Source organism: Crossiella sp. SN42, from assembly GCF_023897065.1.
Classification (GTDB): domain Bacteria; phylum Actinomycetota; class Actinomycetes; order Mycobacteriales; family Pseudonocardiaceae; genus Crossiella.
On sequence record NZ_JAMHIV010000010.1, the window covers coordinates 80,747 to 106,241 of the forward strand.

The window sequence follows — 25,495 nt, forward strand, 5'->3', positions numbered from 1 at the left end:
GGTCACCGGCGGGCCTCGCCGACCCAGCGGGTGAGGGCGGTGCGGAGTGCCTGGCGGGCAACGGGATCCAGCTCGTCGGCGGCCCAGGCGACGTAGCCGTCCGGGCGGATCAGCAGCGCGGCCGGCGCGTTCGGGCAGCGGGCGGTGATCACGTCCACCCGGTCTGTCCACTGTGGAATGAGCGCCGGGTCCTCCTCGCCGGTGAGGTTGAGCAGCAGGGGCCGTCCGGTCCTGGCCAGCTCGGCCAGGCGCGGGCCGCCGAGGTCCAGCTCGGGGGCGAAGTGGCCGGCGAGCGGGTGGGCGTCGCCGGTGTCGTAACGGAGGTCCGAGCCCGCGATCAGCTCGGCCAGGTGGCGCACGGTGCTCTGGTGGCCGAGCAGCTCGCCGAACAGCTCGCGCAGGGCGGTGACCTCCGCGCCGGGGGCCAGCAGCGCGGACTGGGCCTGGGACAGCAGGCTCATCCGCACCGCTGCCGGGCGGCGTTCGGACTCGTAGCTGTCCAGCAGTCCGGGCGGGGCCTGGCCGCGCAGTGCGGCGGCGAGCTTCCAGCCCAGGTTCACCGCGTCGGTCAGGCCGATGTTGAGGCCCTGCCCGCCCGCGGCGAAGACGTGCGCGGCGTCGCCGACCAGGAACACCCGGCCCTGCCGGTACCGGTCGGCGACCCGGGTGTGGCTGCCGGGGAGCCTGCGCAGCAGGGTGCCGCCGGGGGCGGGGCGCAGCGGCAGGTCCGCGCCGAGCACGCGGCGGGCGCTGGCCTCGAGCTCGGCCAGGGTCATCGGCTCTTCGGCAGGCGGCTGGTCCCATTCGGCGGTGCTCACGATCGCGGGCTGGCCGGGCAGCGGGGCGTAGGAGAAGCCGCCGTGTTCGGTGCGCACCGGCAGGAACGGCCGCACCGCGCCAAATCCGGGCACGTGCAGGACGCCGGTGGCCGCATCGACCCAGTCCGCGGGCACCTCGGCGTGGGCCGTCCGGCTGGTGGCGCGGTCCTGCGCGAGGCCGGGGAAGCCGATGCCGAGCAGCTTGCGGGTGACGCTGTGCGCGCCGTCGGCCCCCACCAGGTAGCGGGCGGTGAGCCGGTAGCCGCCCTCCGGTCCGTCCACCTCAACGGTGACGCCGTCCTCGTTTTGAGTGAGCCCGGTGATCCGGTGTCCCCAGCGGATCTCCGCGCCCAGCTCTGCCGCCCGGCCGGTCAGCGCGCCGACGATCTGCTGCTGCGGCGCGGGCAGGTTGTGGACCGGGCTGGGGGACAGGCCGCTGAGGTCGAGGGGCAGGGCGGCGAACATGAAGTAGCCGTTGTTGGGGCGCGGCGGTTCCGGGCTGCCGGTGAGCGGCTCGTGCAGCCCCCGGTGGTCCACCAGCCGGACCACCTGACCGAGCAGTCCGTTGGCCTTGGGCTCCTGGCTGGGTTCGGGCAGGCTCTCCAGCACCACCGACCGGATCCCGGCCAGGCCCAGCTCGGCGGCCAGCATCAGCCCGTTCGGGCCGCCCCCGGCGATCACCACGTCCACCGTCATCACGCATCCCCCTTGGCGGGCACGGGCAACCCGGCCCGGATGTGCTCGAACACCTCGTCCAGCACCGGGACCACCGAGCCGAGCGGGTCGGTGCGCAGCCACTGGGCCACCGCCACCGAGCTGCCCGCGCCGACCACGGCCGCGACCAGCCGCGGGTACACCTCCGCCGCCCCGAGTCCGGCCCGTTCGGCGATCGCCGCGGCCAGTTCCTCCTGGGCCAGCAGGTTCGCCCGCTGCACCTCGGCCTGCACCGCGGGCACCGCCAGCACCGCGCGCAACCCGCTCAGCCAGCGCTCATCCCGTTCCGGCTCCGGCCCGGCCACCGGCGGGGTGGCGTACTGCGCGCGCACCACCGCGGTCAGCGCGGTCCACAGCGGTTCCGCCGCCGGTCGTTCGCGCAGCTCGGCCGCGATCCGCAGGCCGCGGTCCAGCTGGCTGGCCGCGACCGCCTCGGCCTTGCCGCCGAAGTAGTTGCGGAAGGTGCGCACCGAGACATCCGCCTCCGCGGCGATGTCCTCGATGGTCACCGACTCCCAGCCGCGTGCCACGGTCAGCCGGATCGCGGCCTGGCTCAGCGCGAGCCGGGTCTGCCGCTTCTTCCGCTCGCGCAACCCCAGGTCATCCATGGCGGCCACGCTAGCAAATCTTGCCGAAAAGGCAAACTTACCTTCTCGGCAAGATCCCTACGGGAGCCGGAACTCGCTCGCGGGCCGTTCCCGCTCTCCCGTAGCGTCGGCACCGCGGCCACCCCGACCCCGCGATCTGTGAAGGAGCGCCCGTGGACCAGCTCGCCTCGCCCCTGCGGCTGACCGGCCACGGCCTGGTCCTGCGCGAGTGGGAAGACACCGACCACCAGGCCATGATCGAGGTGCTGGACAGCCCCGAGGTCGCGCGGAACACCCCGGTGCCGTTCCCCTTCGACCCGGTGGAGTACCTGGCGATGATCCGCCGCACCCGCGCCGAGGACAACCGCCTGCACCTGGCCATCACCACCGACGGCGAGACCCCGCTCGGCCTGGCCTTCCTGGCCCCGGCCCGTGCCGAGGCCGGGTACGTCATCGGCCGCGCGCACCGCGGTCAGGGCCTGGCCGTGCGCACCACCCGGCTGCTCACCGAGTTCGGCCACCACACCCTCGGCCTGCCGGAGCTGCGCCTGCGCATCCGCACCGACAACGCGCCCAGCCAAGGCGTCGCCCGCGCGGCCGGGTACCAGCTGGTGGAGGGCGAACCCGAACGCCTGGAACGCGGTGGCGAGGTGGCGTTCCTGGAGGTCTGGCGTCACCGCTCGGACTGATCCGCCAGCGTCTGCTCCAGCCGGGCCAGGATGCCGGTCAGCGTCGCGCGCTCGGCGCCGGTGAGCGAGCCGATCAGCTCCGCCTCGTGCTCAAGTAGTTGGCGCACCGTGGTTTCCACCAGCTCGTGCCCGGCCTTGGTGAGCCGGACCGCGACCGCGCGGTGTGAGGCGGAGGACGGTGACCTGGCCACCAGCCCGGCCTGCTCGGCGCGGGCCACCCGCTGGGAGACCGCGCCCGCGGTGATCAGCGTCCGGCGGGTGATCTCCTTGGTGGTCAGCTCATACGGCGGGCCCGCGCGCCGGATCACGCTGAGCAGGTCCAAAGTGGACGGATCGATGCCGAGCGCGGCCAGGGTCCGCCGCCGGTCGTCGGCCAGGATCTTGGCGATCCGCCAGACCGGCGTGATGATCTCGATGGACTCGGTGCGCACCCCCGGCAGTTCACGCTGCCAGGCCGCGGCGATGTCGGCCGCGGGCCACCGGGAGTTCGAGCCCAGCGGGTAACCCTCGGTCTCGTTGGACACGTGCACCGTCCCTTGCTACGTTCAGCGCTAAACGTTTAGAGCTAAATATAGCAGAGGGGACGTGACATGACCCGAATCGTGCTGGTCACCGGCGGTAGCACTGGACTTGGCAAGGCGGTGGCCGCCCGGTTCCGCGCCGACGGCGACACCGTGGTCATCACCGGCAGGGACGCCGACCGGCTGGCCGGGACGGCCGCCGAGCTCGACGTGCGGCCGATCGTCTGCGACGCGACGGATCCGGCTCAGGTGGCCCGGCTGGCTGAGGAGCTGGGGCCGGAGCTGGACGTGCTGGTCAACATGGCCGGTGGCAACACCGACTTCGACGAGTCCGATCCGGCGCTGTCCCCGCTGGAGCGGGTCGCGGCGGGCTGGCGGGCGAACCTGGAGGCCAACCTGCTCAGCGCGGTGCTCACCACCACCGCCGTGCTGGACAAGCTCCGCCTCGGCGGGACCATCGTCAACATCGGTTCCATCGCCGCGGAGTACGCCGGATTCTCCTACGGCGCGGCGAAAGCGGCCCTGCACGCGTGGAACGCCGGGCTCTCCGCCGAGGTCGGCCCCAAGGGGCTGACCGCCAACCTGGTCGCGCCCGGCTACATCGCCGAGACCCAGTTCTTCAAGGGCAACCTCAGCGAGCAGCGGATCGCCGAGCTGGTCAAGGCGACCCACAACGGGCGCGCCGGCCACCCCAGCGACATCGCCGAGACGACGTACTTCCTCGCCTCGGCCGGGGCGCGGCACATCACCGGGCAGACGCTGCACGTCAACGGCGGCGCGTTCACCACCCGCTGAGCCAGGCGGAGCACGACGAAGGCCGGGCGCACCGCGACTCGCGGCGCGCCCGGCCTTCAGCCGGTGCTGTTGCCCTACTTGATGAAGCTGACGTTGAGCAGCTTGTTCGGCGAACCGGTCTTGAGGTCGGTCAGCTTGTCGCTCACCGCGTTGTTCACCAGGGCGTCCCGCACCTGCTGCGGGGTCGCCTGCTGGTTGCCGGAGAGGTACAGCGCGACCGCGCCCGCGACGTGCGGGGTGGCCATGCTGGTGCCGCTCTTGGTGGAGGTGCCGGTGTCGTTGGTGTGGATCGCGGACACGGTCGCGGTGCCGGGCGCCCAGATGTCCAGGCACCGGCCCCAGTTGGACGCGACCGACTGGCCGTTCCACACCGCGCGGGCGTCGTTCTGCTGGGTGGCGCCCACGGTGATCGCCTCCGGCACGCGGGCCGGGGTGAAGCTGCACGCGTCGGCGCCGGAGTTGCCACCGGCGATCGCGAAGGTCACCCCGGCGGTGATCGCCTTCTTGACCGCGTTCTCCATGGCCGCGTTGCTGCCGGTGCCGCCGAGGCTCATGTTCGCCACGGCAGGCTTCTTGGCGTTCTTGGCCACCCAGTCGATGCCCGCGATGATCTGCGACCACTGACCGCTGCCCTGGCAGTTGAGCACGCGCACGGCCACCAGGTCGGCCTTCTTCGCCACGCCGTACTTGCTGCCGCCCACGGTGCCGGCCACGTGCGTGCCGTGCCCCTGGCAGTCGCTGGCGTCCGCGTCGTTGTCGATGAAGTCGTAGCCGCTCTTGGCGCGGCCGCCGAACTCCTGGTGGGTCAGGCGCACGCCGGTGTCGAGGATGTAGGCGGTCACGCCCGCGCCCTCGTTGGCGTAGCTGTACTTCTTGTCCAGCGGCAGCGCCTGCTGGTCGAGCCGGTCCAGGCCCCACTCCGGGTTCAGCTGCTCCCCGGCCAGGCTGACCTTGCCGTCCTGCTCCACCGTGGCCACCCGCGGGTCCGCGGCCAGCCGCTTGGCCTGCTGCTCGCTCAGCGAGACGGCGAAGCCGTTGAGGGTCTTGTCATACGTAGCGGTGACCTTGCCACCGAACCGGGAGGCCAGGTCCTGCGCGCCAACCGTGTTGTCCTTCAGCGTGACGATGAAGCTGCCGGAGACGGCGTTGGCGGTTCCCGCGTTGAGGATCTGACCTTCGGCAGGCGCGGCGAGGCCGGGCAGCGCCGAAGCGACCAGGGCGAGCAGGGAGGTGCCGGCGATCAGCCCGGCGCCCACGACGGCCCTGCGTCGATCTCGTGCCATTGATAACTCCGTTCACTCCGCCGTGTAGCCCTCACCACACGGAGTTGCGGCTGCTGTTCAGGGGGCGACTACTCGCAGCCACTAGAACTAGCTTGGTTGACCCGAACGGAGTAAGCAAGGCAACGAAAGTAGGTCGCGTTACATCACAGTTCACATTTTTAGTCACAATTTAGTCAACTCAGACCCGGGTGTGTGCCGGTGACCTCGTCGAACACCAGCCAGGTGCGGGTGGACCGGACCCCGAGCACCTCCTGGATCTTTTCCAGGACGATCTCCCGCAGGGCCTGGTTGTCGGGGGCGCGCACTAGCACGAGCACGTCGAAGTCGCCACCGACCAAGGTCAGGTGTTCCACGTACTGAATCGAGCGCAGCTGCTCGGAGACCTCGCGCCATGAGGCCTGCTCGATGGTCACCACCACCATCGCGGTGGTGCCCAGCCCGGCCCGCGCCGGATCGATCTTCGCGCCGAAGCCGGTGATCACCTTGTCGGCCACCAGGCGGTCGATCCGGGCGTAGGCGTTGGTGCGCGAGATGTGCAGCCGCTCGGCCAGGGTCCTGATCGAGATCCGGCCATCCCTGGCCAGCAGCCGCAGGATCGAGCGGTCCACCTCGTCCAGGGCGGTGGCCATCCGTCCGCCGGGTGCGCCAACGGTGCTGCTGTCGGTGGACACATTGCCGCCTTTCACGTTTCAGGTGAGCAGTTCGTCTGCCGTTTTCGGCACATCTTGAGCCAGCCACCCGGTCGGGGCAACCATTTGAGGACGCCTGTCAGACAGGGACGTCCGATCAGGAGGTTCGCCGTGACCGAAGCTCCCGCGCGCCCTGACGCGCTGCTGCCCTCCGTGACCCCGGTCCGGTTCCTCGCCGAGGACGGCAGTCCAGCCGACTATCAGGGCGGCTACCCCGAACCGCCCGTGGCCCTGCTCCGCGAGGCCTACCGGCGCATGATCATCGGCCGCCGGTTCGACACCCAGGCCACCGCCCTGACCAAACAGGGCCGCCTCGCCGTCTACCCCTCCAGCCGCGGCCAGGAGGCCTGCCAGATCGGCGCGGTGCTCGCCCTGCGCGAGACCGACTGGATCTTCCCCACCTACCGCGAGTCCATGGCCCTGGTCGCCCGCGGCCTGGACCCGGTCGAGGTGCTCACCCTGCTGCGCGGGGACTGGCACTGCGGCTACGACCCCAAGGCCACCCGCACCGCCCCCCAGTGCACCCCGCTGGCGACCCAGACCCTGCACGCCACCGGGCTGGCCTTCGCGGAGAAGCGACAGGGCCGGGACACCGTGGTGCTCGCCTTCATCGGCGACGGCGCCACCAGCGAGGGCGACTTCCACGAAGCGCTCAACTTCGCCGCGGTGTTCAACGCGCCGGTGATCTTCCTGGTGCAGAGCAACGGCTACGCCATCTCGGTGCCCTTGTCCAAGCAGAGCGCCGCGCCCGCCCTGTCCTACAAGGGCATCGGCTACGGCGTGCGCTCCGAACAGGTCGACGGCAACGACCCGGTCGCCATGCTCGCCGTGCTGCAGACCGCGGTCGAGCACGCCCGCAACGGCAACGGCCCCTTCCTGATCGAGGCGCACACCTACCGGATGGAGGCGCACACCAACGCCGACGACGCCACCCGGTACCGGCAGGACGAGGAGGTCCAGCGCTGGCTGGGCCGCGATCCGATGGCCCGGCTGGAAAAGCACCTCCGCGGCATCGGCGCACTGTCCGAAGAGGACATCCAGAACTGGACCGCCGAGGCCGAGGCCAAGGCCGCCGACCTGCGCACCCGGATGAACGCCGAACCGGCCGTGGCGCCCATGGACCTGTTCGAGCACGTCTTCGCCGAACCCACCAGCCAGCTCCGCGAGCAGCGCGACCTGCTGCGCGCCGAGCTCGACGCCGAGGAGCGCTGAGATGCCGAACCTGTCCATGGCCCAGGCGCTGAACCAGGCGTTGCGGGACGCCATCAAAGAGGACGAGCGGGTGGTGGTCTTCGGCGAGGACGTCGGCGCGCTCGGCGGCGTCTTCCGGATCACCGACGGCATCACCCGCGACCTCGGCGAGGACCGCTGCTTCGACACCCCGCTGGCCGAGGCCGGGATCGTCGGCCTGGCCGTGGGCATGGCCATGGGCGGGATGAAACCCGTGGTGGAGATGCAGTTCGACGCCTTCGCCTACCCCGCCTTCGAGCAGATCGCCTCGCACGTGGCCAAACTGCGCAACCGCACCCGCGGCGCGCTGTCCCTGCCCATGGTCATCCGGGTGCCCTACGCCGGCGGCATCGGCGGGGTGGAGCACCACTGCGACTCCAGCGAGGCCTACTACGCGCACACCCCCGGCCTGAAGGTGGTCACCCCGGCCACCGTCGCCGACGCCTACTCGCTGCTGCGCGAGGCCATCGACGACCCCGACCCGGTGGTCTTCCTGGAACCCAAGAAGCTGTACTGGGCCAAGGCCGACGTCGAGCTCACCAGGGGCGAGCCCTTCGGCCGGGCCGCGATCCGCAGGCAGGGCAAGGACGTCACGCTCATCGCCTACGGCCCGTCCACCCCGGTGGCCATGCAGGCCGCCGAGGCGGCGAAGGAGGAGGGCTGGGACGTGGAGGTCGTCGACCTGCGCAGCATCGTGCCCTTCGACGACGAGACGGTGGCCGCCTCGGTCCGCCGCACCGGCCGCTGCGTGGTGGTGCAGGAGGCCCAGGGCTTCGCCGGGGTCGGCGCGGAGATCGCGGCCAGGGTGCAGGAACGCTGCTTCCACTCGCTGCACGCGCCGGTGCTGCGGGTCAGCGGCTTCGACATCCCGTACCCGCCGCCGATGCTGGAACACGCGCACCTGCCTGGCGTGGACCGCATCCTGGACACCCTGGACCGGTTGCAGCGCGACGACACCCCGGACCTGCGCTACGTGGCCGAGGTGGTCGCGTGAGCGAGCAGGTGTTCCGCCTGCCGGACCTCGGTGAGGGACTGACCGAGGCGGAGGTGGTCAGCTGGCGGGTCGCGGTCGGCGACACGGTGACCGTGGACCAGGTCGTGGTCGAGGTGGAGACCGCCAAGGCCGCGGTGGAGGTGCCGATCCCGTTCGCCGGCACGGTGCTCACCCTGCACGGCGAGGCCGGCGCGGTGCTGGAGGTCGGCAAACCGCTGATCACCGTCGCGGCCGAGGGCGCGCACGAGACCTACCGGACCGAGGAACGCGCGGGCGCGAAGGCCCCGGCCGCGGAGAACGGCAAGGCCGCCGCGGGCTCGGGCAACGTGCTCATCGGCTACGGCACCAAGGAGGACAACGGTTCCCGCCGTCGCCGCCGTCGCCAGCCCGCCCCCTCCGTGGTCGCCGCGGTACCGGCCCCCGAGCCCCAGCTCGCGCCCCGGGTGATCAACCCCCTGGTGCGCGGGCTGGCCAAACAGCACGACATCGACCTCACCACCATCACCCCCAGCGGACCGGCCGGGATCGTGCTGCGCAAGGACGTGGAGGCCGCCATCGCCGCGGCCGCGAGCACCGCGGTGCCGCTGCCGGATGCCGGTGGGCCGGAACGGATCCCGCTGCGCGGAGTGCGCCGGGCGGTGGCGGACAAGCTCTCCCGCAGCCGCGCCGAGATCCCCGACGCCACCACCTGGGTCGACGCCGACGCCACCGCGCTGCTGGCGGCCAAGCAGGCGGTGCAGGCGGCCTGCCCGGAGCAGAAGATCAGCCTGCTGGCCCTGTTCGGCCGGATCTGCGTGGCCGGGTTGAAGCGGTTCCCGGAGCTCAACTCCTCTGTGGACGGTCAAGCTCGGGAGATCCTGCGCTGGCCGCACGTCAACCTCGGCTTCGCCGCGCAGACCGACCGCGGCCTGGTGGTTCCGGTAGTGCGCAACGCCGATCAGCTCAGCACCGCCGAGCTGGCCGCGGCCATCGCCGCGCTCACCGAACGCGCCCGCGACGGCGCGCTGGAGCCCGCCGACCTCACCGGCGGCACCTTCACCTTGAACAACTACGGGGTGTTCGGCGTGGACGGCTCCACCCCGATCATCAACCACCCCGAGGCCGCCATGCTGGGCGTCGGCCGGATCATCGACCGGCCCTGGGCGGTGGACGGTCAGCTGGTCGTCCGAAAGATCACCCAGTTGTCCTTCACCTTCGACCACCGGGTGTGCGACGGTGGAGTGGCCGGTGGCTTCCTCCGTTTTGTCGCCGACGCGGTGGAGAACCCACTGGGCCTGCTCGCCAGACTGTGATCAGCCAATTCCGAGGAGAGGGCATGTCCGCGCAGGACTTCCACGCCAAGCACGCCGAGCAGCTCGACCACGCGGTCACCGCGATCGACGCCCGCGAGTACTGGTCGCCGTTCCCGGAGACCCCCAGCAAGTCGGTCTACGGCGAGGATGCCGCGCCCGCGGGTGAGGCCGCGTTCCAGGCGCTGCTGGGCAAGGACTACCCCCTCGACCAGCCGGGCGTCATCGACCACGTGGGCACCGAGACCTCGCCGTTCGGGCTGGAGCTGGGCATCCGCTACCCGCGCTGCGAGCCCGCCGAGCTGGTCGCCGCGGCCAAGGCCGGGATCACCGCGTGGCGGGACGCCGGACCGGCCCTGCGCGCCGGGGTGGCCATGGAGGTCCTGCACCGGATCAACGCGCGCAGCTTCGAGTTCGCGCACGCCGTGCAGCACACCACCGGCCAGGCCTTCGTGATGGCCTTCCAGGCCGGTGGCCCGCACGCCCAGGACCGCGCGCTGGAGGCCATCGCCTACGCCTACGCCGAGCAGGCCAGGCAGCCGCGCAGCGCCCGCTGGGCCAAGCCGCAGCGCAAGGGCGACCCGCTGGTGATGGACAAGACCTTCACCGTGGTGCCGCGCGGGGTGTCGCTGGTCATCGCCTGCAACACCTTCCCCACCTGGAACACCTACCCCGGCCTGTTCGCCAGCCTGGTCACCGGCAACCCGGTGATCGTCAAGCCGCACCCCGGCGCGGTGCTGCCGCTGGCGCTGACCGTGACCATCGCCCGCGAGGTGCTCACCGAGGCCGGGTTCGACCCGAACCTGGTGACCCTGGCGGTGGAGGCCCCCGGCCAGCCGATCGCGGCCGAGCTGGCCACCCACCCCGACGTGCGGATCGTGGACTTCACCGGCTCCACCGAGTTCGGCGACTGGCTGGAGGGCAACGCCCGCCAGGCCGTGGTCTACACCGAGAAGGCCGGCCTGAACACCGTCGTGGTCGACTCCACCGACGACTACAAGGGCTTGCTGCGCAACCTGTCCTTCTCCCTGTCCCTCTACAGTGGACAGATGTGCACCACCCCGCAGAACATCCTGCTGCCCGGCGGGGGAGTGCGCACCGAGGACGGCACCCGCAGCCCCGAGGAGTTCGCCGCCGACCTGGGCGCCGCGCTGGACAAGCTGCTCGGCGACCCGGCCCGCGCCGCGGGCACCCTGGGCGCCATCGTCAACGAGGGCGTCAAGCAGCGCCTGGCCGAGGCGGAGAACCTGGGCGCGGTCGCGCACCCCTCCACCCCGGTCGAGGACCCCGCCTACCCGGGCGCGACCATCCGCACCCCGCTGGTGGTGCGCCTGGACGCCAAGGACGAGGAGACTTACACCAAGGAGTGGTTCGGGCCGATCTCCTTCGTGATCAGCACCGACTCCACCGAGCACGCGCTGGAGATCTTCCGCTCCTCGGTGCGGGCCAAGGGCGCGCTGACCGCCTCGGTCTACTCCACCGACGCGGCCGTGATCGACGCGGCCCGCGCGGCGGCGCTGGACGCCGGCGTGCACCTGTCGGAGAACCTGACCGGCGGCGTGTTCGTCAACCAGAGCGCGGCCTTCAGCGACTTCCACGGCACCGGCGCCAACCCGGCCGCCACCGCCGCGCTGACCGACCCGGCCTACGTCACCGGCCGCTTCCACATCGTGCAGTCCCGGCGGCACGCGCCGGCCTGACCTTCCGCAGCAGGATCGGGGTCGCCAGGATCACCACTCCGGCGACCCCGACCGCGGTCCGCGCCCCGGCGAACCCGGCCAGCACACCCCAGGCCGCGGTCAGCGCCGCCACGGTGGCGTTGCTGGAGATCGTCCACGCGGTGAGCGCCCGCGCCACCAGCCCCGTGGGGATCTCGCCGAGCCGGTAGGCCACCAGCACCGGGTTGAACACGCCCATGCAGCCCACCAGCCCGAACTGCACCACCAGCACCAGCAGAAACCCGATCACGCCCGGCGTCACGAACACCAGCCACACCGGCCAGCACACCCGCAGCACCCCGGCCACCCACAGCACGCGCTCCGGCCCGAACCGCGCCACCAGCCGGGGCGCGAGCCGCGCGCCGAGCAGTCCGCCGAGGCAGGGCACGGAGAACGCCAGCCCGTAGGCCCACAGCGAGAACCCCAGCTCCCGCACCATGAGCACCAGCATCAGCGGCGCGGTCGCCATGATCAGCCCGTTGACCAGCACCGTGTTGCCCAGCAACGACCGCAGCCCCGGATGCCGCCAGAGGTGCCGCCACCCGTCGAGCACCTCACTGGCCCTCGGCGCGCCCACCCGCTCCGGCGGCTGCTCCCGCCCACCGGCGGCCCGGATGCCCAGCGCGGAGAGCAGGTAGCTCACCGCGTCGACCACCAGCACCACCATCGGCCCGAACGCCCCGATCGCCGCGCCACCCAGCGGCGGCCCCAGCGCGGTGGCGGTCCACGAGGTCGCCTCCAGCCGCCCACTGGCCACCACCAGGTCTTCCTTCCGCAGCAAGGACTTCAGCCAGGCCCCACTGGCCGCCCGGTAGGCGATCTCGGCCGCCGCGACCACCACCGAGACCACCAGCAGCTGCGCGAAACCCAGCCACCCCAGCGCATACGCCACCGGCACGCTGAGCAGCGCCACGCACCGCAGCAGGTCCATCCCGATCATCACCGGCCGCTTGCGCCGGAACTCCACCCACGGCCCCAGCGGAATCGCCACCACCGCCCCCACGGCCATCCCCGCCGCCGCCAGCACGGACACCTCCGCCGTGCTCGCCTGCAACACGAGCATCGCGACCAGCGGAAAGGCGTTGAAGGCCAACCGGCTGCCGACCGCGCTGACCGTGTACGAAGCCCACAACCACCCGAACTCCCGCCCCAGTCGCACCCCGGGATCAAAGCGATCCGGCCGGGCCACGGCAAACAACCGGCCGTCCCGGGGCCACAACGGCCGGTTGTCTGCCCTCAGGCGGCTACCTCCGCTGGGAGCGGCGCAGTCAGTACGCGAGCACCCCGACCGAGAATCCGGCGGCCACCGCGAAAAGCGGTACGGCGAGTTCGGTAGGCAACAGTTTGCTGGCGAGCGCGAAAGTGGACACCGCGACCGCGGTCAACGCGCAAAGGGTGCTGTTCCGTTCCGCTTTCGACTTCTTGGCCATTACTAGCACGTCGCGGTGGCCGCGGCGGCGAGGCCGGGTGTCAGGGCGATCGCCGCAGCGCCCAGGGTGGTCGCGGTCAGTCGGGTGAGGGTGCGCCTTTTTGTCATGAATACCCCTGGAAAAGCTCATTGAATGACCGTGAAAAAGTCGTGTGTGAAAGAATTTCGGACATGATGGGTGGCAAATTCCTGGTGCCTGATGACGCCGAGTGGCTGGCGCAGTTCGGGGTCGAGCCAGTGGCGGTCGACGGCGAGCAGACCACCCGGGAGGTGCGGATCGCCGTCCCCGGCGGGCAGGAGGTGACGATCAGCTACGACGTCATCCTGGGATCGGTCCGGTTCGCCTGGACCGCGGCCGGATCGCCGGTGGCCGAGCTCTACCGCGAAGGCGCGTGCCACCTCGGCATCGAGTCCAGGTCAGGGGTCACCCTGGTGCGCGCCGAGTTCAGCCTGGGCTCACTGCACGGCACGCTCGTGCTCCAGGTGTACCCCGACATCCGGCTCACCGACCAGCTGCTGGTGTCCTAGCCCGCGCCAGTCCCGCGACCTGCCCGTATACCCGAGCGCCTAGGATGCGGGCGTGCACACGAACGACGCCCCTTCCGCGCTGGTCGACGACTTCGCCCTGCTCCTGCTCAACGAACAGGGTCAGTTCGCCACCAGGCGCTCGGCCGATGGCCTGTTCGCGGTCGCCCTGTTGATCGAGCTGGCGCAGCTGGAGCGCCTGGAGCTCTTCGGCGAGGACTTCCGGCTGTTCGTCACCGACAACTCCGAGACCGGGGTGGCGGCCCTGGACGAGGCGCTGGCGACGCTGGAGGAGAACCAGGGTTCGGTGCTCAAGGAGGCCATGGGGAAGCTGTCCATCGGGCAGCGGGACCGGGTGATGGGGCGGCTGGTCGCCGAGGGGGCGGTGACCGAGCACACCGAGCGGCGCAGGCTGTTCTTCACCAGCACCACCTGGCAGGTCAAGGACACCGCCCGGCGGGAGAAGATCCACGCCGACCTCAAGGCCGCGCTCTTCGGCGCCGAGGAGGTGGCCGAGCAGGACGAGGTGCTGATCTCGCTGCTGTCCGCGGCGGGGCTGGTGCAACTGGTGGCCGGGCGCAGCAAGACCGCCAAGCGGATCGCGGGCGAGGTGGCCGAGCGGTACCCGGTGGCGGCCGAGGTGCTCCAGCAGGGCGTGCAGGGCGTGCCGGAGAGCATCATCCCGAACATCTGATCACTCGACCGGTGGGTCGGTAGCGCTCGAATGGCGGCAGCGTCGGCGGGCCGGGCCGGGCGACGATCCAGGGCATGGACCAGCGGTTTGTCGAGGAACTCAAGTACCAGGGCGATCCGCCTGCCGACGCGGTGATCGCCGCGCTGGTGGCCGGGGGCGAGATCGGCCGGGTCAACTCGCTGCTGGCCGAGCTGCGCGCCAACGACGAGCCGATCCCGGAGCACCTGCCGCCGGTGGTGCGCGAGTTCCTGGTGGCCACCGACAACCCGCCACCCTGGACCGACCTGGCCAGGGTCGCCCGCGCGCAGGAGTTCTTCCTCGACGACGGCATGCACGTGGCCTCGGTGCTCTCCTTCGGCGCCATGGTCAACTGCTACGCCCAGCCCCGCCCGTCCAAGGTGCTCACCCTGACCCACCGGCTCAACCAGCCGCACCGCAGGCTGTCCGAGACCGCGCAGTTCGTGCTGAGCATGATGGCCCCGCACCCGTTCACCAGCGGCGGCTCGTTCGTGCCGGTGATCCAGAAGACCCGGCTGATCCACGCCGCGGTGCGCCACTTCATCTCGCGTTCGCCGGAATGGGACCACGAGCGCGACGGCGTGCCGATCTGCCAGCAGGACCTGCTCGGCGCGCTGCTCATCTTCTCCGTGCAGGTGATCATCGGCATGCGCCGGATCGGCATCTCGGTTACCGAGCAGGAAGCCGAGGACTACTACCACGTGTGGCGGGTCGCCGGGCACCTGCTCGGCATCCGCACCGAGGCGATGCCGGAGACCCTGGCCGAGGCGGAGCAGCTCAACGCCAGCCTGGTGGAGGCCAGCTACGGGCCGTCCGCGGAGGGCGCCGAGCTGACCGCCAACCTGCTGGCGCTGTACCGGAAACTCATGCCGGGCAAGGCTTTTGACGGCGTGGTGCCCGCGATGGTCCGCCAGGTGGTCAACCCCGAGGTCTCCGAATGGCTGGGTGTGCCCAAACAGCGCGGCTGGGGACGCCTGGTGGGCGCGGGGGTGCGAGTGATGCGGCGGCTGGAGCGGGCCGAGGACGAGAGCGAGCTGGCCAGGCGGGTGCTGGACCGGGCCGCGCGGCTGCTGCTCTCGGTGAACGTGCGGCAGCTGACCGACGGGCAGTCCACCGCGCTGACGATTCCGGAGGAGCTGCGCGAGAAGTGGACGGGGGAGCGGGGAGCCTCAGCCTGACCGGCTCGGCCGGTCCACCTGCTCGGCCAGGCGGCGCAGGTACTCGGCGAACCGCCGCCGGTCCGGCTCGGCCCAGTCCTCGGTCAGCTCGGCGAAGGCCTGCCGCTGCCAGTCCAGCGCGCCGGCCAGCAGCTCGCGGCCGGACTCGGTGAGCCTGGGCACCGTCCTTCGTCTGTCCACTTCGGACTCGACCCGTTCCAGGTAGCCCGCGGCGGTGGCGTCCCTGACCAACCGGCTGGCCCCGGAGTGGTCCAGGCCCAGCCGGTGCGCGATCTCGCCGACGCTCGGCTCCACGCCGCTGGCCTCCGCGCTGTGCACGGCCTCCAGGGTGTGCACGTGCTGCACCCGGCGTTGCTCGCCCGCGGCCAGCCCGGCCCAGCGCCGGGACCAGAACCGCACCAGCCGGAACAACGCCGGACCGCCGTCAGAGAGCGCCATACCGCGCAGCTTGACACAGATGCGTGCGAAACGCACCCTTATTGCGTGCGAAACGCATACATCTGGAGGGCGATGTGACCGTCACGCTCAACCACCTGATCATCCCGGCCGCCGACCGCTGGGCCGGAGCACGCTTCCTGGCCCGGCTCATCGGCGGCGAACCCGTTGCGGCAGGCCCGTTCGCGGCACTGCGGGTCAACGCCGAACTGACCTTGGACTTCGCCGACGACCAGCCACTGGCCGCCGGGCACTACGCGTTCCTGGTCGACGAGGCCCGGTTCGACGCGCTGCTGGCCGTGCTCGCCGCCGATCCGGACCTGGTCTACGGCTCCGGCCCGGAACACGGCTGGGACCGGCGCACCAACACCCTGGGCGGCGGGCGAGGGGTCTACGTGCGCGATCCCGACGGCCATGCCTACGAGTTCTTCACCGCGGCGCCCTGACTCAGGACAGCATGCCGGGCGTTGCCGGTCAGGTTGACCCCGATCTGGAACTTCTCGATCAGGTTGCCCTGCACCAGCGTGTTCGAGGCGTGCGTCTCGAACACGGTGCGCGGCGCCCGCTCCCAGGACGCGCCGTGGAACCTGTTGTGCCGCACGGTGAGCGAGGTGCAGGTGGCGTTGATGAAGGAGTGGTCGTCCTCGGGCGCGCCGGTGCGGTTGCTCGCTTCGGTCCACCGGCAGTCGTGCACCGAGACGCTGCCGGAGCCGGCCTCGCCGGGGAAGTACAGCGAGACCCGGGAGTCGGAGCGGTGGATGGTCAAGTGCCGCACGGTGATCCGGCCGAACCGCGGAGTGTAGGCGTAGGTGGAGATCGAGCTCACCAGCACCGGGGTCTTGCCCTCCGGCCCGGCCAGCACCGGCACCCGGTTGTTCTCGCTGTTGTGGTCGATGGCGAAGTCGGTGAAGCACACCAGGTCCGGCTCGGCCGGGCCCTTGGCGAAACCCAGCACCGACCCGTAGAGGAAGGGCTGGTCGCCGACCATGGCCGCGACCTTGAGCACCGAGGCCGGTCCGTCGCCGCGCACGATCAGGTTGCGGCAGGGCGGGATTCGCAGGATCGGGGCCTGCATCCAGACCCCGGGCACGGGCGCGGCCAGGCCGGTGAGCGCGGCGCGGCGGGACGGGAGCCACTGGGTCATGCCGCGAGTCTGCCCGCGCCACAGCCGGATCCGGCTGACTTCGCTCCCTAACGGGCAGTCAATCGCGAGGTCGCTTGACGCGGTCCAGATCCGCGCTCGCCTTGTCCACCAGCGCGCGCATGGCCGCCTCGGCCGCTGCCGGGTCACCGGCGCGCACCGCCTCGTAGACCGCGCGGTGGCTGGGCACCGGGTCGTCGGCCGGGTCCGCGCCGTGCACCAGGCGGTCCCGCGCGGCCAGGCCGATCGCGATCACCCGCTCGATCTGCACCAGGAAGTTGTTGTGCGTGGCCGACCACAGCGCCCGGTGGAAGGCCAGGTCGGCGGCCACCATCTCCTCGGTGTCCGCGCCCGCGGCGGCCATCCGCTCCAGCGCGGCGGCCAGCGCCTCCACCTCGATGCCGTTGGCCCGCCGCGCGGCCATCGCCGCGGCCGCCGGTTCCACCACCGCCCGCACCTCGGTCAGCTCGTCGAACAGGCCGGTGGCCGCGGTGGCCGAGGTCTGCCAGCGCATCACGTCCGCGTCCAGCGTGTTCCACGAGCTGCGCGGCTGCACGAAGGTCCCGCGCTTCTGCCGCGCGTCGATCATCCCCTTGGCGGTGAGCACCTTCAGCGCCTCACGCAGCGCGGTCAGGCTCACGTCCAGCTCGGCGCGCAACGCGGGCAGGTCCAGGGTCTGGCCCTCGGCCAGCTCGTGGGACAGGATGCGGCCGGCCAGCACCTCGACGGTGTGGCCGTGCACGCCGCGCGGACGGTGCGTGGTCATGTCCGCACAGTAGCCACTCCGTCCGGCAGCTGGCCGAGTCCTCGTAAATTACTAATAATCTTGACAGGGATGGGGCCGATTGCGAGCCTGTGACCCGGCCACCCGGCCTGGCTGGTGACCCGCGGTCCGGACAACCGCGTGTCCCAGTCCAGGCGCTGAACTAGGAGGTTGGCATGTCGGGACGGTCACGGTGCGCGGTGGTCACCGGAGCGGCGGCCGGTATCGGCGCCGCGACCGCCCGGCGGCTGGCCGAGGACGGTTACCAGGTCATCGCGGTCGACCTGATGGCGTCCACAAAGGACAACGGCACCCACCCGTTGGTCGGCGATGTGGCCGCGGACGAGACCTGGCGGCAGGTGGTGGCTCTTGCTGGTGAGCTGGCCGGTGGGGTGGATGCCCTGGTGTGCAACGCCTTCACCGTCACGGTGCGGCCGCTGCACGAGCAGACCAGAGCCGAGTGGACCCGGCAGCTGGAAGTCAACCTCACCGGCGCCTACCTGGCCGCACACGCCTGCCTGCCCTCGCTGCGGGAACGGCGGGGCGCGGCGGTGCTGGTGTCCTCGGTGCACGCGCACTTCGGCCTGCCCGGCCACCCCGCCTACGCGGCCAGCAAGGGCGGGCTGGTGTCGCTGGCCCGGCAGCTGGCCGTGGAGTACGCGCCGGAGGTGCGGGTGAACGCGGTACTGCCGGGGCCGGTGCTCACCGCGGCCTGGGACCGGGTCAGCCAGCCGGACCGGGAACGCAGCGCCAGGGCCACCCCGGCCCGGCGGCTGGGGGATCCGGCGGAGGTGGCGCAGGCGATCGCGTTCCTGCTCTCCCCGGCGGCCTCGTTCGTCACCGGGACCGAGCTGGTGGTCGACGGCGGCTGGTCAGCGGCCAAGGACTCGTCATGAGGGGGAACCTGTGAAGATCACCGGGATCGAGACCTTCCTGGTCGCGCCGCGCTGGCTGTTCCTCAAGGTCAGCACCGACGAGGGCATCACCGGCTGGGGTGAGCCGGTGGTGGAGGGCAGGGCGGAGACGGTGCGCGCGGCCGTGCACGAGCTGTCCGAACTCGTGCTCGGGCAGGACCCGCTGCGCATCGAGGACCACTGGCAGGTGTTGCGGCGCAGCGGTTTCTACCGCGGCGGTCCGGTGCTCTCCAGTGCGCTGTCCGGTTTCGACCAGGCGCTGTGGGACATCGCGGGCAAGGTGCGCGGCTGCCCGGTGCACGAGCTGCTCGGCGGGCCGGTGCGGGACCGGGTGCGGGTGTACTCCTGGGTCGGCGGTGACCGGCCGCACGACATCGGCGCGGCGGTGGCCCGGCAGGTCGAGGCCGGGTACACCGCGGTGAAGATGAACGTGGCCGGTCCGCTCACCGCGATCGACACCCCGGCGCAGGCCGCCGCGGCGCTGGAGCGGGCCAGGGAAGCGCGGGAAGTCCTTGGCCCGCACGGTGATCTGGCCATCGACTTCCACGGCAGGGCCAGCCCGGCGATGGCCAGGCGGCTGGTGCGGATGCTGGAGGAGGTGCAGCCGATGTTCGTGGAGGAGCCGGTGCTGCCGGAGCTCCAGGGCGGTGCGCTGGCCTCGGTGGTGCAGGCCAGCACGGTGCCGGTGGCGGTGGGGGAGCGGCTGTACTCGCGCTGGGAGGTCAAGCCCGCGCTGGAGGCCGGAGTCGCGGTGCTGCAACCGGATCCCTCGCACGCCGGCGGTATCTCCGAGCTGCGGCGGATCGGCTCGCTGGCCGAGATCTACGGGGCCAGCATCGCCCCGCACTGCCCGCTCGGCCCGATCGCGCTGGCCGCCAGCCTGCAGATCGCCTTCGCCACCCCCAACTTCCTCATCCAGGAACAGAGCCTGCGCCTGCACTACAACACCGGCGGCGAACTCCTGGACTACCTGCTGGACACCAGCGTGTTCGACTTCGTGGCCGGTTACGCCGCCCGGCCGCTCGGCCCCGGCCTCGGCGTCGAGATCGACGAGCCCGCGGTCCGCCGCGCCGCCGAGACCGGCCACAGCTGGCGCAACCCGGTGTGGCGGCACGAGGACGGCAGCCTGGCCGAATGGTGACCGACCCGATCTGGCTGGACAACGGCGTGCTGCGGCTGGGTTTCCTGCCGGTGCTCGGCGGCCGCCTGCTGTCGCTGCGGCACGAGGGCGTGGAAGTGCTGTGGCGTAACCCCCGCCTGCTCGACGACCAGCTGCGCCCGGTCGGCGGGCACCGTTTCGCACCCAACTCCGGCGAGCTGGGCGACTGGGTCAACTACGGCGGCGACAAGACCTGGCCCGCCCCGCAGGGCTGGTCCGGCGCGCACGAATGGCCCGGCCCGCCCGACCCGGTACTGGACTCCGGCCCCTACACCGCCACCACCGGCCCGGACCGGATCACCCTGACCAGCGGCGACGACCCGCGCACCGGCCTGCGCCTGACCCGCCGGTTCACCTTGCGCGGCAACGGATACCGGCTCGACCTCACCGCCGCCAACACCGGTGGCAGCCCGGTTCGCTGGGCGCTGTGGAACGTCACCCAGCTCCCGGGCGGCTCCGTCCACATCGGACTCGCCGACCGGCCCGAGCCCCGGGTCATCGACCTGGTCCCGGCCGCGCACCGGGTCGAGCACGACGTCCTGGGCGACCGCGCGGTGGTGCCGCGTCAGCACACCGTGGGCAAGCTCGGCTTCCCCAGCAGCGCGGGCTGGGTCACCCACGTCGGGCCGCGCCGCCTGCTCACCCAGCGGTTCACCGTGGACCGCGCTGCCGAGTACCCGGACGGCGGCTCACCGCTGGAGGTGTGGCTGGAGTCGCCGCTGCCGCAACCGATCGCCGCGCTGGGCAACCTCAACCCGCCCGATGAGATCGTGGAGTGCGAGGTCCTCGGCCCGCTCACCACCCTGGCCCCCGGCGCGCGCACCACGCTGACCATCGAGGTCACCGTGACCCGGCCAGCCGGAAGCACACCATCCCGTCCCGCTCGTCCCAGGACTCGACCTCGGTGAACCCCAGTCGCCGGTACAGCCCGATCGCCCCGGTCCGCCACCGCCACACCGACAGCCGCACCCCGGTCCCGGCGGCGGCCACCGCGGCCTCGGTCAGCCGTCGCGCCACCCCGCGTCCCCGCCAGGCCGGATCCACCCAGAGCCGCTTCAGCTCGGCGTCCGGGGTGAGCACCACACAGCCCACCGGCTCCTCCGCGACGGCCAGCAGGACCAGGTCCGCGGCGAAGGCGGTGGCCGGGTCGAGGATCTCGCGGCGGTAGCGCTCGGGCAGGGCGGAGGCGTCCGGGACCGGGCTGCCCTTCTCCGCCTCGGTGGCCAGGTGGTAGCCGGTCAGCAGGCGGACCAGGGCCGGGAGCTGCGCCGGGTCGGCGGGGACCACGGTGATCATGCGGCCATTCCACTCCGGCCGACGCACCGCTGCTCGGTGCTGTGACCCAGCCCACAGCGTGTTGCCGATGAGTTCGGTGTCCGGCGCTCGTCCATGCTGGTGAAGGCGTCAACCAAGGAGAGCAGACCATGACCACCACCGGCTACGCCCCGCTGTCCGACCTGGCCGTCTACTACGAGGTGCACGGCGAGGGCCACCCGCTGGTGCTGCTGCACGGCGGGGCGCTGACCATCGACCTGTCCTTCGGCCCGCTGCTGGGCGCGCTGGCCGAAGAACGCCAGGTGATCGCGATCGAGCTGCAGGGCCACGGTCACACCGCCGACCGCGACCGGCCCGGCACCATCGCCGGGTTCGCCGCCGACGTGGTGGGCGTGCTGGACCACCTGGGCGTCGAGCAGGCGGACCTGTTCGGTTTCAGCCTGGGCGGCCTGGTCGCGGTGCAGGTCGCGCTGGACCACCCCGCGCGGGCCGGCCGGGTGGTCGCGGCGGCCACCCACTTCCACCCGGACGGGTACAAGCCGGAGATCACCGACCCGGCCCAGACCTCGGACCTGCTGCCCACCGAAGCCGACTTCGCCGCGATGGTGCAGGCCTACCGCGCGGTCGCGCCGGACCCGGACCACTTCGACAAGTTCATGGCCAACCTCCAGGTCACCGTGCACGGCTGGACCGGGTGGACGCCCGGGCAGCTGGGCACGATCACCGCGGAGACGCTGCTCATCGTGGGGGACAAGGACTTCATCAAGCTCTCGCACGCGGTGGAGTTCCACGACCACCTGCGGCAGGCACACCTGGCGGTGCTGCCGCAGACCACGCACATGGACGTCATCCGCCGGACGGACCTGCTGCTGCCGATGATCGACCGGTTCCTGGGCTGAGCGGGGCCGGCCGCACGCCGAACTTCTCGCTCATGAAGCGCCAGAACAGCGGCACGGTCTCCGCGGGCCGGCAGTGGATCCGGTCGTCGTGGCCGGTGTAGGAGAGGTGCTCGATGAGGACGCCGTTCGCGCCCGGCGCGGTGCGGACGGCGACGACCTGGACCGGGGCGGTCTCCGGCACCGGGCGGGGCGTGACCAGCAGGTCGTACATCGAGGTGAGCCCGGCCAGTTGGGCCGCGCCGCCGCGGGCCAGGATGCTGTCCACCAGGTCGGCCATGTGCCGGAAACCCCGTTCCCTGGCGGCGTACTCGTGGAAGTGCCCGGCGATGTGGTTCCAGCGGACCTCGCGGAACGGGGTTGCCCAGCCGTGCAGCTGCGGCCCTCGGGTGAGGTGGGACCAGCCGTACAAGCGGGTGTGCATGGCACCAGTGTGCCAGCTACCGCTTGGGTGGCCGGATGCCGCGGAACTCCCAGTCCCCGCCCAGCGCGGTGGAGCGGACCTCCTCCGACTCGGTCGGCTGCGCGCCCACATCCGCCCGGACCGGCTCCGGCCCGGTGACGATCCGGTTGCGCAGCAAGCCAAGTCCCTCCACCTCGACCTCCACCACATCGCCTGGCTGGACCGGGCGGGAGTTGGCCGGGGTGCCGGTGAGCAGCACGTCGCCGGGCACCAGGGTGATGGTGCGGGCGAGGTCGGCGACCAGGTAGTGCATGTCCCAGCGCATCTCGTCGGTGTTGCCGTCCTGCACGACCGCGCCGTTGACCAGGGTGCGGATGCCCTTGCCGCGGAAGTCCCAGTCCGGCACCACGCCGGGGCCGAGCGGGGCGAGGGTGTCGGATCCCTTGACCCGCAACATGGATCCGGCGTTGGTGTCCCGGAAGTCGTGCAGGCCGTAGTCGTTGGCCACGGTGTAACCGGCGATGTGCGCGGCGGCCTCGGCCGGCGCGATGTTGCGGCAGGTGCGGCCGATCACCACCGCGATCTCGCCCTCGTAGTTGAGGAACCGGCAGCCCTGCGGGCGGACCACGTCGCCGCCGTGGGCGTTGAGCGCGGAGACCGGTTTGTGGAAGTAGGTCGGCGCGGGCGGCAGCGTGGCGCCGAACTCCTCGACCCGGCTGCGGTAGTTCAGGTGCACCGCGATGATCTTGCTGGGCGGCACGGGGGACAGGTGGGTGGCCTGGTCCACGTGCACGGTGCGGCCGTCGCGGCAGACCAGCCGGTCGCCCACCCGGTGCACCTCGGTGACCACGCCGTCGAGCAGGATGCGCCGGAACTCCACCACGGTCAGGCCCCCTCGCCGGTCCAGCCGGTGGCCGGACGGTCGAACCAGATGTGCGCCTGCCCGGTGCCGATGGCGTTCTCGTAGGCGGAGAACAACCGGCCCGGCGCCTTCCACCGGCGTTCGCCGAGCGCGCCGGCGAGCATCAGGTAGTGCGCGAAACCCGCCTCCGGCTTGAACTTCCGGAACTCCGGCATGGTGTCCAGCACCCTGGCGTGGTCGCCCGCGCCGAACCAGTCGATGCGTTCGAGGTCGGCCTTGGCCGCCTCCGGGGTGAAGATGTGCTCGATTCCGGAGGCCTCGTGCGCGCGCAGTTCGCGCAGTGGCCAGAAGGTGTGCGAGAGCGCGCCGGAGGCCAGCAGCAGCACCTTGCGGTCGGTGGCGGCGATGCCGTCGGCCAGCGCCCGGCCCAGCCGCAGGTTGTCCTCCTCGTCGGCGGTCTGGCAGACGCCGATGGAGATCCAGCGCTTGCCGGGCACGCCGAGGTAGTGCCACAGGTTGACCGTGGCGTAGAGGATCGGCAGGTGATGGTCGGCGATCGGGGTGATCCAGGTGCCCCTGGCCTGGCCGTGCGCGGCGATCGCGTGCGCCAGTTCGGGGTCGCCGGGGAAGTCGTAGGGAATCCGGCACATGCCGCGGGGCAGTTCCTCGGAGGTGAACAGCCCGGCGCGGTGGTCCTGCGCGGTGACCACGAACTCCACCGTGGTCGCCCAGTGCGAGTCGAGCACCACCACGGTGTCGTAGTCCAGGGTGTCGAACACCTCGGCGCGCAGCCGCTGGAGCCCGGCCACGAGTGTGGTGTCCTTGCCGTTGTTGAGCTCTCGCCGGACCCGCTCCTCGAGCATGATCGTCGGCACGTGCGAGAGCAGGCCCGCGCCCACCACCTCACCCACTACTTCCCCCAGCCCTTCGGCGCGAACACGGTGTTCTTCACATCGCAGAAGAAGTCGAAGCTCCAGTCGCCGCCCTCACGCCCGATGCCGGACTCCCGGCTGCCGCCGAAGGGCGCGCGCAGGTCGCGGACGAAGAAGCAGTTCACCCACACCGTCCCGGCGACCAGGTCGTGGGTGACCCGCTCGGCCCGTTCGGGGTCGCCGGTGACCACGGCGGCGGCCAGGCCGAAGCGGGTGTTGTTGGCCAGGGCCACCGCCTCGGCCTCGGTGCGGAAGCGTTGCAGGGTCAGCGCCGGGCCGAAGACCTCCTCGGTGAGGATCTCGCTGCCCGGGGCCGCGCCGGTGAGCAGGGTGGGCCGGTAGTACAGGCCGCCGAGGTCGGTGTTGGGGCCGCCGCCGAGCAGCGCGGTCGCCCCTTCGGCCAGTGCGCGCTGGACAAAGCCGTCGATCCGGTCGAACTGGCGCTGGTGGATCTGCGGGCCGAGGTCGGTGTCCGGCAGCCGCGGATCGCCTTGGCGAAGCCGGTTCGCCTTGGCCAGGAAGCGGTGCAGGAACTCCTCGTGGATCTCCTCGGCGACCAGCAGCCGGACCGCGGACAGGCAGACCTGGCCCGCGTTGTCGTACTGCCCGACCGCCAGTTCCACGGCCAGGTCCAGGTCGGCGTCGGCGAAGACCAGCAGCGGTGACTTGCCGCCCAGTTCCAGGGAGAGCGGGGTCAGTCGCGCGGCGGCGTTGGCGGCGATGGTCTTCGCGGTGGGCACCGAGCCGGTGAAGCTGATCCGCCGCACGCCGGGATGCCGGGTCAGCGCTTCGCCCGCTTCCGCGCCCAGGCCCTGGACCAGGTTGAACACGCCGTCGGGCAGGCCGGCGTCCGCGGTGATGCCGGCCAGCAGCGAGGCGGTCAGCGGGGACCACTCGGCGGGTTTGTGCACCACGGTGTTCCCGGCGGCCAGCGCGGGCGCGATCTTCCAGGTGGCCAGCATCAGCGGCGCGTTCCACGGGGTGATCAGCGCGCACACCCCGGCCGGGTCCCAGCTGATCCGGTTGCGGTGGCCCCTGGTGTCCAGGTCGGGGCGGTGCAGGCCGTCGATCAGCCAGTCGGCGAAGAACCGGAAGTTGTGCGCGGCCCTGGGAATCACGCTGGTGCGGTGCGAGCGCAGGAGTGCGCCGTTGTCCAGGGTCTCGGCGGTGGCCAGCTCGTCCAGGCGGGCCTCGATGCCGTCGGCGATGGCGTGCAGCAGCCGGGCGCGTTCCACCGGCGCGGTCTTCGACCAGGCCGGGAACGCCTGCTGGGCGGCGTTGACCGCCGCGTCGACCTCGGCCGCGCCGCCGCGGGCGAACTCGCCGAGCGGGCTGCCGTCGATGGGGGAGTGGTCGGCGAAGGTCGTCGCCGAGGCGAGTCTGCGGCCGCCGATCCAGTGTCCCGGGTCCACCGCGAGCCCGGCCTGCTGTGGCATTTCGCTGCCTCCCGGAACATCGTTTGGGTCCAAACGGTACGGAGTGTGGCTGGATGGGTCAAGGGCGGAGTGGGCCGGTGCGCTGCGGCATCCGGCCGGGGTGGCCAG

Annotated in this window: 29 protein-coding genes; 14 read left to right on the forward strand and 15 right to left on the reverse strand. The window is 71.8% G+C overall.

From position 1 onward, the window contains the following. Window positions 1-2: 2 nt before the first annotated feature. Both M8C13_RS13805 and M8C13_RS13810 read right to left on the reverse strand, forming a co-directional pair. Complete coding sequence (locus M8C13_RS13805; RefSeq protein ID WP_252480955.1) at window positions 3-1,514, reverse strand: FAD-dependent monooxygenase; 1,512 nt, start codon at window positions 1,512-1,514, stop codon at window positions 3-5. After that, window positions 1,514-2,140, reverse strand: coding sequence for a TetR/AcrR family transcriptional regulator (locus tag M8C13_RS13810; RefSeq protein WP_252480956.1), 627 nt, complete (start codon window positions 2,138-2,140; stop codon window positions 1,514-1,516). Before M8C13_RS13810 ends, M8C13_RS13805 begins: the two co-directional genes overlap by 1 nt. 152 nt (window positions 2,141-2,292) lie before the next feature. Here M8C13_RS13810 and M8C13_RS13815 point away from each other — a divergent pair, with 152 nt between their 5' ends. Beyond that, a complete protein-coding gene (locus M8C13_RS13815) occupies window positions 2,293-2,808 on the forward strand; it encodes a GNAT family N-acetyltransferase (protein WP_252480957.1) in 516 nt (171 codons plus the stop codon). On the opposite strand, the gene M8C13_RS13820 is transcribed toward M8C13_RS13815, so the two are convergent. Beyond that, complete coding sequence (locus tag M8C13_RS13820; protein WP_252480958.1) at window positions 2,793-3,332, reverse strand: MarR family winged helix-turn-helix transcriptional regulator; 540 nt, start codon at window positions 3,330-3,332, stop codon at window positions 2,793-2,795. The two genes, M8C13_RS13815 and M8C13_RS13820, sit on opposite strands and share 16 nt — an antisense overlap. A 66-nt stretch (window positions 3,333-3,398) precedes the next feature. Here M8C13_RS13820 and M8C13_RS13825 point away from each other — a divergent pair, with 66 nt between their 5' ends. After that, window positions 3,399-4,124 carry an SDR family NAD(P)-dependent oxidoreductase gene (locus M8C13_RS13825; protein ID WP_252480959.1) on the forward strand — a complete coding sequence of 242 codons (726 nt, stop codon included), beginning with the start codon at window positions 3,399-3,401 and terminating at the stop codon, window positions 4,122-4,124. A gap of 74 nt (window positions 4,125-4,198) precedes the next feature. Here M8C13_RS13825 and M8C13_RS13830 read toward each other — a convergent pair whose 3' ends face one another. Continuing rightward, window positions 4,199-5,407, reverse strand: a complete 1,209-nt coding sequence (locus M8C13_RS13830; RefSeq protein WP_252480960.1) for a S8 family peptidase — start codon at window positions 5,405-5,407, stop codon at window positions 4,199-4,201. A 173-nt stretch (window positions 5,408-5,580) separates the two neighbouring features. Beyond that, window positions 5,581-6,078 (reverse strand): Lrp/AsnC family transcriptional regulator, encoded by a 498-nt coding sequence (locus tag M8C13_RS13835; protein ID WP_374213070.1) that lies wholly within the window; start codon window positions 6,076-6,078, stop codon window positions 5,581-5,583. Window positions 6,079-6,207: 129 nt separating this feature from the next. Here M8C13_RS13835 and pdhA point away from each other — a divergent pair, with 129 nt between their 5' ends. The 4 genes from pdhA to paaN are packed head-to-tail and all read left to right on the forward strand — an operon-like array spanning window position 6,208 to window position 11,309. Next, window positions 6,208-7,308 (forward strand): pyruvate dehydrogenase (acetyl-transferring) E1 component subunit alpha, encoded by a 1,101-nt coding sequence (pdhA, locus tag M8C13_RS13840; RefSeq protein ID WP_252480961.1) that lies wholly within the window; start codon window positions 6,208-6,210, stop codon window positions 7,306-7,308. Window position 7,309: 1 nt separating this feature from the next. Further along, window positions 7,310-8,320 (forward strand): alpha-ketoacid dehydrogenase subunit beta, encoded by a 1,011-nt coding sequence (locus M8C13_RS13845; RefSeq protein ID WP_252480962.1) that lies wholly within the window; start codon window positions 7,310-7,312, stop codon window positions 8,318-8,320. Further along, window positions 8,317-9,612: a dihydrolipoamide acetyltransferase family protein gene (locus tag M8C13_RS13850; protein ID WP_252480963.1), complete on the forward strand. Its 1,296-nt coding sequence runs from the start codon at window positions 8,317-8,319 to the stop codon at window positions 9,610-9,612. Before M8C13_RS13845 ends, M8C13_RS13850 begins: the two co-directional genes overlap by 4 nt. A 23-nt stretch (window positions 9,613-9,635) precedes the next feature. Continuing rightward, window positions 9,636-11,309, forward strand: a complete 1,674-nt coding sequence (gene paaN, locus M8C13_RS13855) for a phenylacetic acid degradation protein PaaN (RefSeq protein WP_252480964.1) — start codon at window positions 9,636-9,638, stop codon at window positions 11,307-11,309. Here the strand turns inward: paaN and M8C13_RS13860 are convergent. Together M8C13_RS13860 and M8C13_RS13865 are read right to left on the reverse strand one after the other, a co-directional pair. Next, a complete protein-coding gene (locus tag M8C13_RS13860) occupies window positions 11,260-12,480 on the reverse strand; it encodes an MFS transporter (protein WP_252481083.1) in 1,221 nt (406 codons plus the stop codon). The genes paaN and M8C13_RS13860 overlap by 50 nt on opposite strands. A 115-nt stretch (window positions 12,481-12,595) precedes the next feature. Further along, window positions 12,596-12,757 carry a hypothetical protein gene (locus M8C13_RS13865; protein ID WP_252480965.1) on the reverse strand — a complete coding sequence of 54 codons (162 nt, stop codon included), beginning with the start codon at window positions 12,755-12,757 and terminating at the stop codon, window positions 12,596-12,598. A gap of 170 nt (window positions 12,758-12,927) precedes the next feature. Between M8C13_RS13865 and M8C13_RS13870 the strand changes: the two genes are divergently transcribed. The 3 genes from M8C13_RS13870 (at window position 12,928) to M8C13_RS13880 (ending at window position 15,171) form a co-directional block, all read left to right on the forward strand. Then, a complete protein-coding gene (locus M8C13_RS13870; RefSeq protein WP_252480966.1) occupies window positions 12,928-13,284 on the forward strand; it encodes a hypothetical protein in 357 nt (118 codons plus the stop codon). Between the two features lie 52 nt (window positions 13,285-13,336). Beyond that, a complete protein-coding gene (locus M8C13_RS13875) occupies window positions 13,337-13,975 on the forward strand; it encodes a GPP34 family phosphoprotein (RefSeq protein WP_252480967.1) in 639 nt (212 codons plus the stop codon). 74 nt (window positions 13,976-14,049) lie between these two features. After that, on the forward strand, window positions 14,050-15,171 hold the full coding sequence (locus M8C13_RS13880; RefSeq protein ID WP_252480968.1) for an oxygenase MpaB family protein: 1,122 nt from the start codon (window positions 14,050-14,052) through the stop codon (window positions 15,169-15,171). Here the strand turns inward: M8C13_RS13880 and M8C13_RS13885 are convergent. Continuing rightward, window positions 15,163-15,609 carry a MarR family winged helix-turn-helix transcriptional regulator gene (locus M8C13_RS13885; RefSeq protein ID WP_252480969.1) on the reverse strand — a complete coding sequence of 149 codons (447 nt, stop codon included), beginning with the start codon at window positions 15,607-15,609 and terminating at the stop codon, window positions 15,163-15,165. The two genes, M8C13_RS13880 and M8C13_RS13885, sit on opposite strands and share 9 nt — an antisense overlap. Before the next feature lie 74 nt (window positions 15,610-15,683). Here M8C13_RS13885 and M8C13_RS13890 point away from each other — a divergent pair, with 74 nt between their 5' ends. Then, a complete protein-coding gene (locus tag M8C13_RS13890) occupies window positions 15,684-16,052 on the forward strand; it encodes a VOC family protein (RefSeq protein WP_252480970.1) in 369 nt (122 codons plus the stop codon). On the opposite strand, the gene M8C13_RS13895 is transcribed toward M8C13_RS13890, so the two are convergent. Together M8C13_RS13895 and M8C13_RS13900 are read right to left on the reverse strand one after the other, a co-directional pair. Next, entirely contained in the window at window positions 16,025-16,750 is a 726-nt protein-coding gene (locus M8C13_RS13895) for a hypothetical protein (protein ID WP_252480971.1), read from the reverse strand. The two genes, M8C13_RS13890 and M8C13_RS13895, sit on opposite strands and share 28 nt — an antisense overlap. Window positions 16,751-16,808: 58 nt before the next feature. Continuing rightward, window positions 16,809-17,513 (reverse strand): FadR/GntR family transcriptional regulator, encoded by a 705-nt coding sequence (locus M8C13_RS13900; protein ID WP_252480972.1) that lies wholly within the window; start codon window positions 17,511-17,513, stop codon window positions 16,809-16,811. A gap of 173 nt (window positions 17,514-17,686) precedes the next feature. Between M8C13_RS13900 and M8C13_RS13905 the strand changes: the two genes are divergently transcribed. From M8C13_RS13905 to M8C13_RS13915, 3 genes are read left to right on the forward strand one after another with little or no spacing between them, the layout of a single operon-like run. Then, window positions 17,687-18,406, forward strand: a complete 720-nt coding sequence (locus M8C13_RS13905) for an SDR family NAD(P)-dependent oxidoreductase (protein ID WP_252480973.1) — start codon at window positions 17,687-17,689, stop codon at window positions 18,404-18,406. A gap of 10 nt (window positions 18,407-18,416) precedes the next feature. Then, complete coding sequence (gene dgoD / locus M8C13_RS13910) at window positions 18,417-19,565, forward strand: galactonate dehydratase (RefSeq protein ID WP_252480974.1); 1,149 nt, start codon at window positions 18,417-18,419, stop codon at window positions 19,563-19,565. Then, on the forward strand, window positions 19,559-20,491 hold the full coding sequence (locus M8C13_RS13915) for a DUF4380 domain-containing protein (RefSeq protein WP_252480975.1): 933 nt from the start codon (window positions 19,559-19,561) through the stop codon (window positions 20,489-20,491). The genes dgoD and M8C13_RS13915 overlap by 7 nt, the downstream gene beginning before the upstream one ends. On the opposite strand, the gene M8C13_RS13920 is transcribed toward M8C13_RS13915, so the two are convergent. Beyond that, a complete protein-coding gene (locus M8C13_RS13920; RefSeq protein WP_252480976.1) occupies window positions 20,424-20,879 on the reverse strand; it encodes a GNAT family N-acetyltransferase in 456 nt (151 codons plus the stop codon). The genes M8C13_RS13915 and M8C13_RS13920 overlap by 68 nt on opposite strands. Window positions 20,880-21,007: 128 nt before the next feature. Here M8C13_RS13920 and M8C13_RS13925 point away from each other — a divergent pair, with 128 nt between their 5' ends. Next, the gene (locus M8C13_RS13925) at window positions 21,008-21,757 is read left to right on the forward strand and encodes an alpha/beta fold hydrolase (protein ID WP_252480977.1); all 750 of its coding nucleotides are present in this window, start codon (window positions 21,008-21,010) and stop codon (window positions 21,755-21,757) included. Here the strand turns inward: M8C13_RS13925 and M8C13_RS13930 are convergent. Genes M8C13_RS13930 through M8C13_RS13945 form a run of 4 tightly spaced genes read right to left on the reverse strand, consistent with a single transcriptional unit; the run spans window position 21,705 to window position 25,387 of the window. After that, on the reverse strand, window positions 21,705-22,178 hold the full coding sequence (locus tag M8C13_RS13930; protein ID WP_252480978.1) for a hypothetical protein: 474 nt from the start codon (window positions 22,176-22,178) through the stop codon (window positions 21,705-21,707). The two genes, M8C13_RS13925 and M8C13_RS13930, sit on opposite strands and share 53 nt — an antisense overlap. Window positions 22,179-22,194: 16 nt before the next feature. Continuing rightward, complete coding sequence (locus M8C13_RS13935) at window positions 22,195-23,040, reverse strand: fumarylacetoacetate hydrolase family protein (RefSeq protein ID WP_252480979.1); 846 nt, start codon at window positions 23,038-23,040, stop codon at window positions 22,195-22,197. A 2-nt stretch (window positions 23,041-23,042) separates the two neighbouring features. Continuing rightward, complete coding sequence (locus M8C13_RS13940) at window positions 23,043-23,930, reverse strand: catechol 1,2-dioxygenase (protein ID WP_252480980.1); 888 nt, start codon at window positions 23,928-23,930, stop codon at window positions 23,043-23,045. After that, complete coding sequence (locus tag M8C13_RS13945; protein WP_252480981.1) at window positions 23,930-25,387, reverse strand: aldehyde dehydrogenase; 1,458 nt, start codon at window positions 25,385-25,387, stop codon at window positions 23,930-23,932. Before M8C13_RS13945 ends, M8C13_RS13940 begins: the two co-directional genes overlap by 1 nt. Between the last annotated feature and the right edge of the window lie 108 nt (window positions 25,388-25,495).

Excerpts from the sequence above, each read along its gene's own strand:
- M8C13_RS13805 (WP_252480955.1), bottom strand. The coding sequence starts at position 1,514 with ATGACGGTGGACGTGGTGATCGCCGGGGGCGGCCCGAACGGGCTGATG.
- M8C13_RS13810 (WP_252480956.1), bottom strand. The coding sequence starts at position 2,140 with ATGGATGACCTGGGGTTGCGCGAGCGGAAGAAGCGGCAGACCCGGCTC.
- M8C13_RS13825 (WP_252480959.1), top strand. The coding sequence starts at position 3,399 with ATGACCCGAATCGTGCTGGTCACCGGCGGTAGCACTGGACTTGGCAAG.
- M8C13_RS13830 (WP_252480960.1), bottom strand. The coding sequence starts at position 5,407 with ATGGCACGAGATCGACGCAGGGCCGTCGTGGGCGCCGGGCTGATCGCC.
- M8C13_RS13845 (WP_252480962.1), top strand. The coding sequence starts at position 7,310 with ATGCCGAACCTGTCCATGGCCCAGGCGCTGAACCAGGCGTTGCGGGAC.
- paaN (WP_252480964.1), top strand. The coding sequence starts at position 9,636 with ATGTCCGCGCAGGACTTCCACGCCAAGCACGCCGAGCAGCTCGACCAC.
- M8C13_RS13865 (WP_252480965.1), bottom strand. The coding sequence starts at position 12,757 with ATGGCCAAGAAGTCGAAAGCGGAACGGAACAGCACCCTTTGCGCGTTG.
- M8C13_RS13870 (WP_252480966.1), top strand. The coding sequence starts at position 12,928 with ATGATGGGTGGCAAATTCCTGGTGCCTGATGACGCCGAGTGGCTGGCG.
- M8C13_RS13880 (WP_252480968.1), top strand. The coding sequence starts at position 14,050 with ATGGACCAGCGGTTTGTCGAGGAACTCAAGTACCAGGGCGATCCGCCT.
- M8C13_RS13885 (WP_252480969.1), bottom strand. The coding sequence starts at position 15,609 with ATGGCGCTCTCTGACGGCGGTCCGGCGTTGTTCCGGCTGGTGCGGTTC.
- M8C13_RS13895 (WP_252480971.1), bottom strand. The coding sequence starts at position 16,750 with ATGACCCAGTGGCTCCCGTCCCGCCGCGCCGCGCTCACCGGCCTGGCC.
- M8C13_RS13900 (WP_252480972.1), bottom strand. The coding sequence starts at position 17,513 with ATGACCACGCACCGTCCGCGCGGCGTGCACGGCCACACCGTCGAGGTG.
- M8C13_RS13905 (WP_252480973.1), top strand. The coding sequence starts at position 17,687 with ATGTCGGGACGGTCACGGTGCGCGGTGGTCACCGGAGCGGCGGCCGGT.
- M8C13_RS13915 (WP_252480975.1), top strand. The coding sequence starts at position 19,559 with ATGGTGACCGACCCGATCTGGCTGGACAACGGCGTGCTGCGGCTGGGT.
- M8C13_RS13920 (WP_252480976.1), bottom strand. The coding sequence starts at position 20,879 with ATGATCACCGTGGTCCCCGCCGACCCGGCGCAGCTCCCGGCCCTGGTC.
- M8C13_RS13925 (WP_252480977.1), top strand. The coding sequence starts at position 21,008 with ATGACCACCACCGGCTACGCCCCGCTGTCCGACCTGGCCGTCTACTAC.
- M8C13_RS13930 (WP_252480978.1), bottom strand. The coding sequence starts at position 22,178 with ATGCACACCCGCTTGTACGGCTGGTCCCACCTCACCCGAGGGCCGCAG.
- M8C13_RS13945 (WP_252480981.1), bottom strand. The coding sequence starts at position 25,387 with ATGCCACAGCAGGCCGGGCTCGCGGTGGACCCGGGACACTGGATCGGC.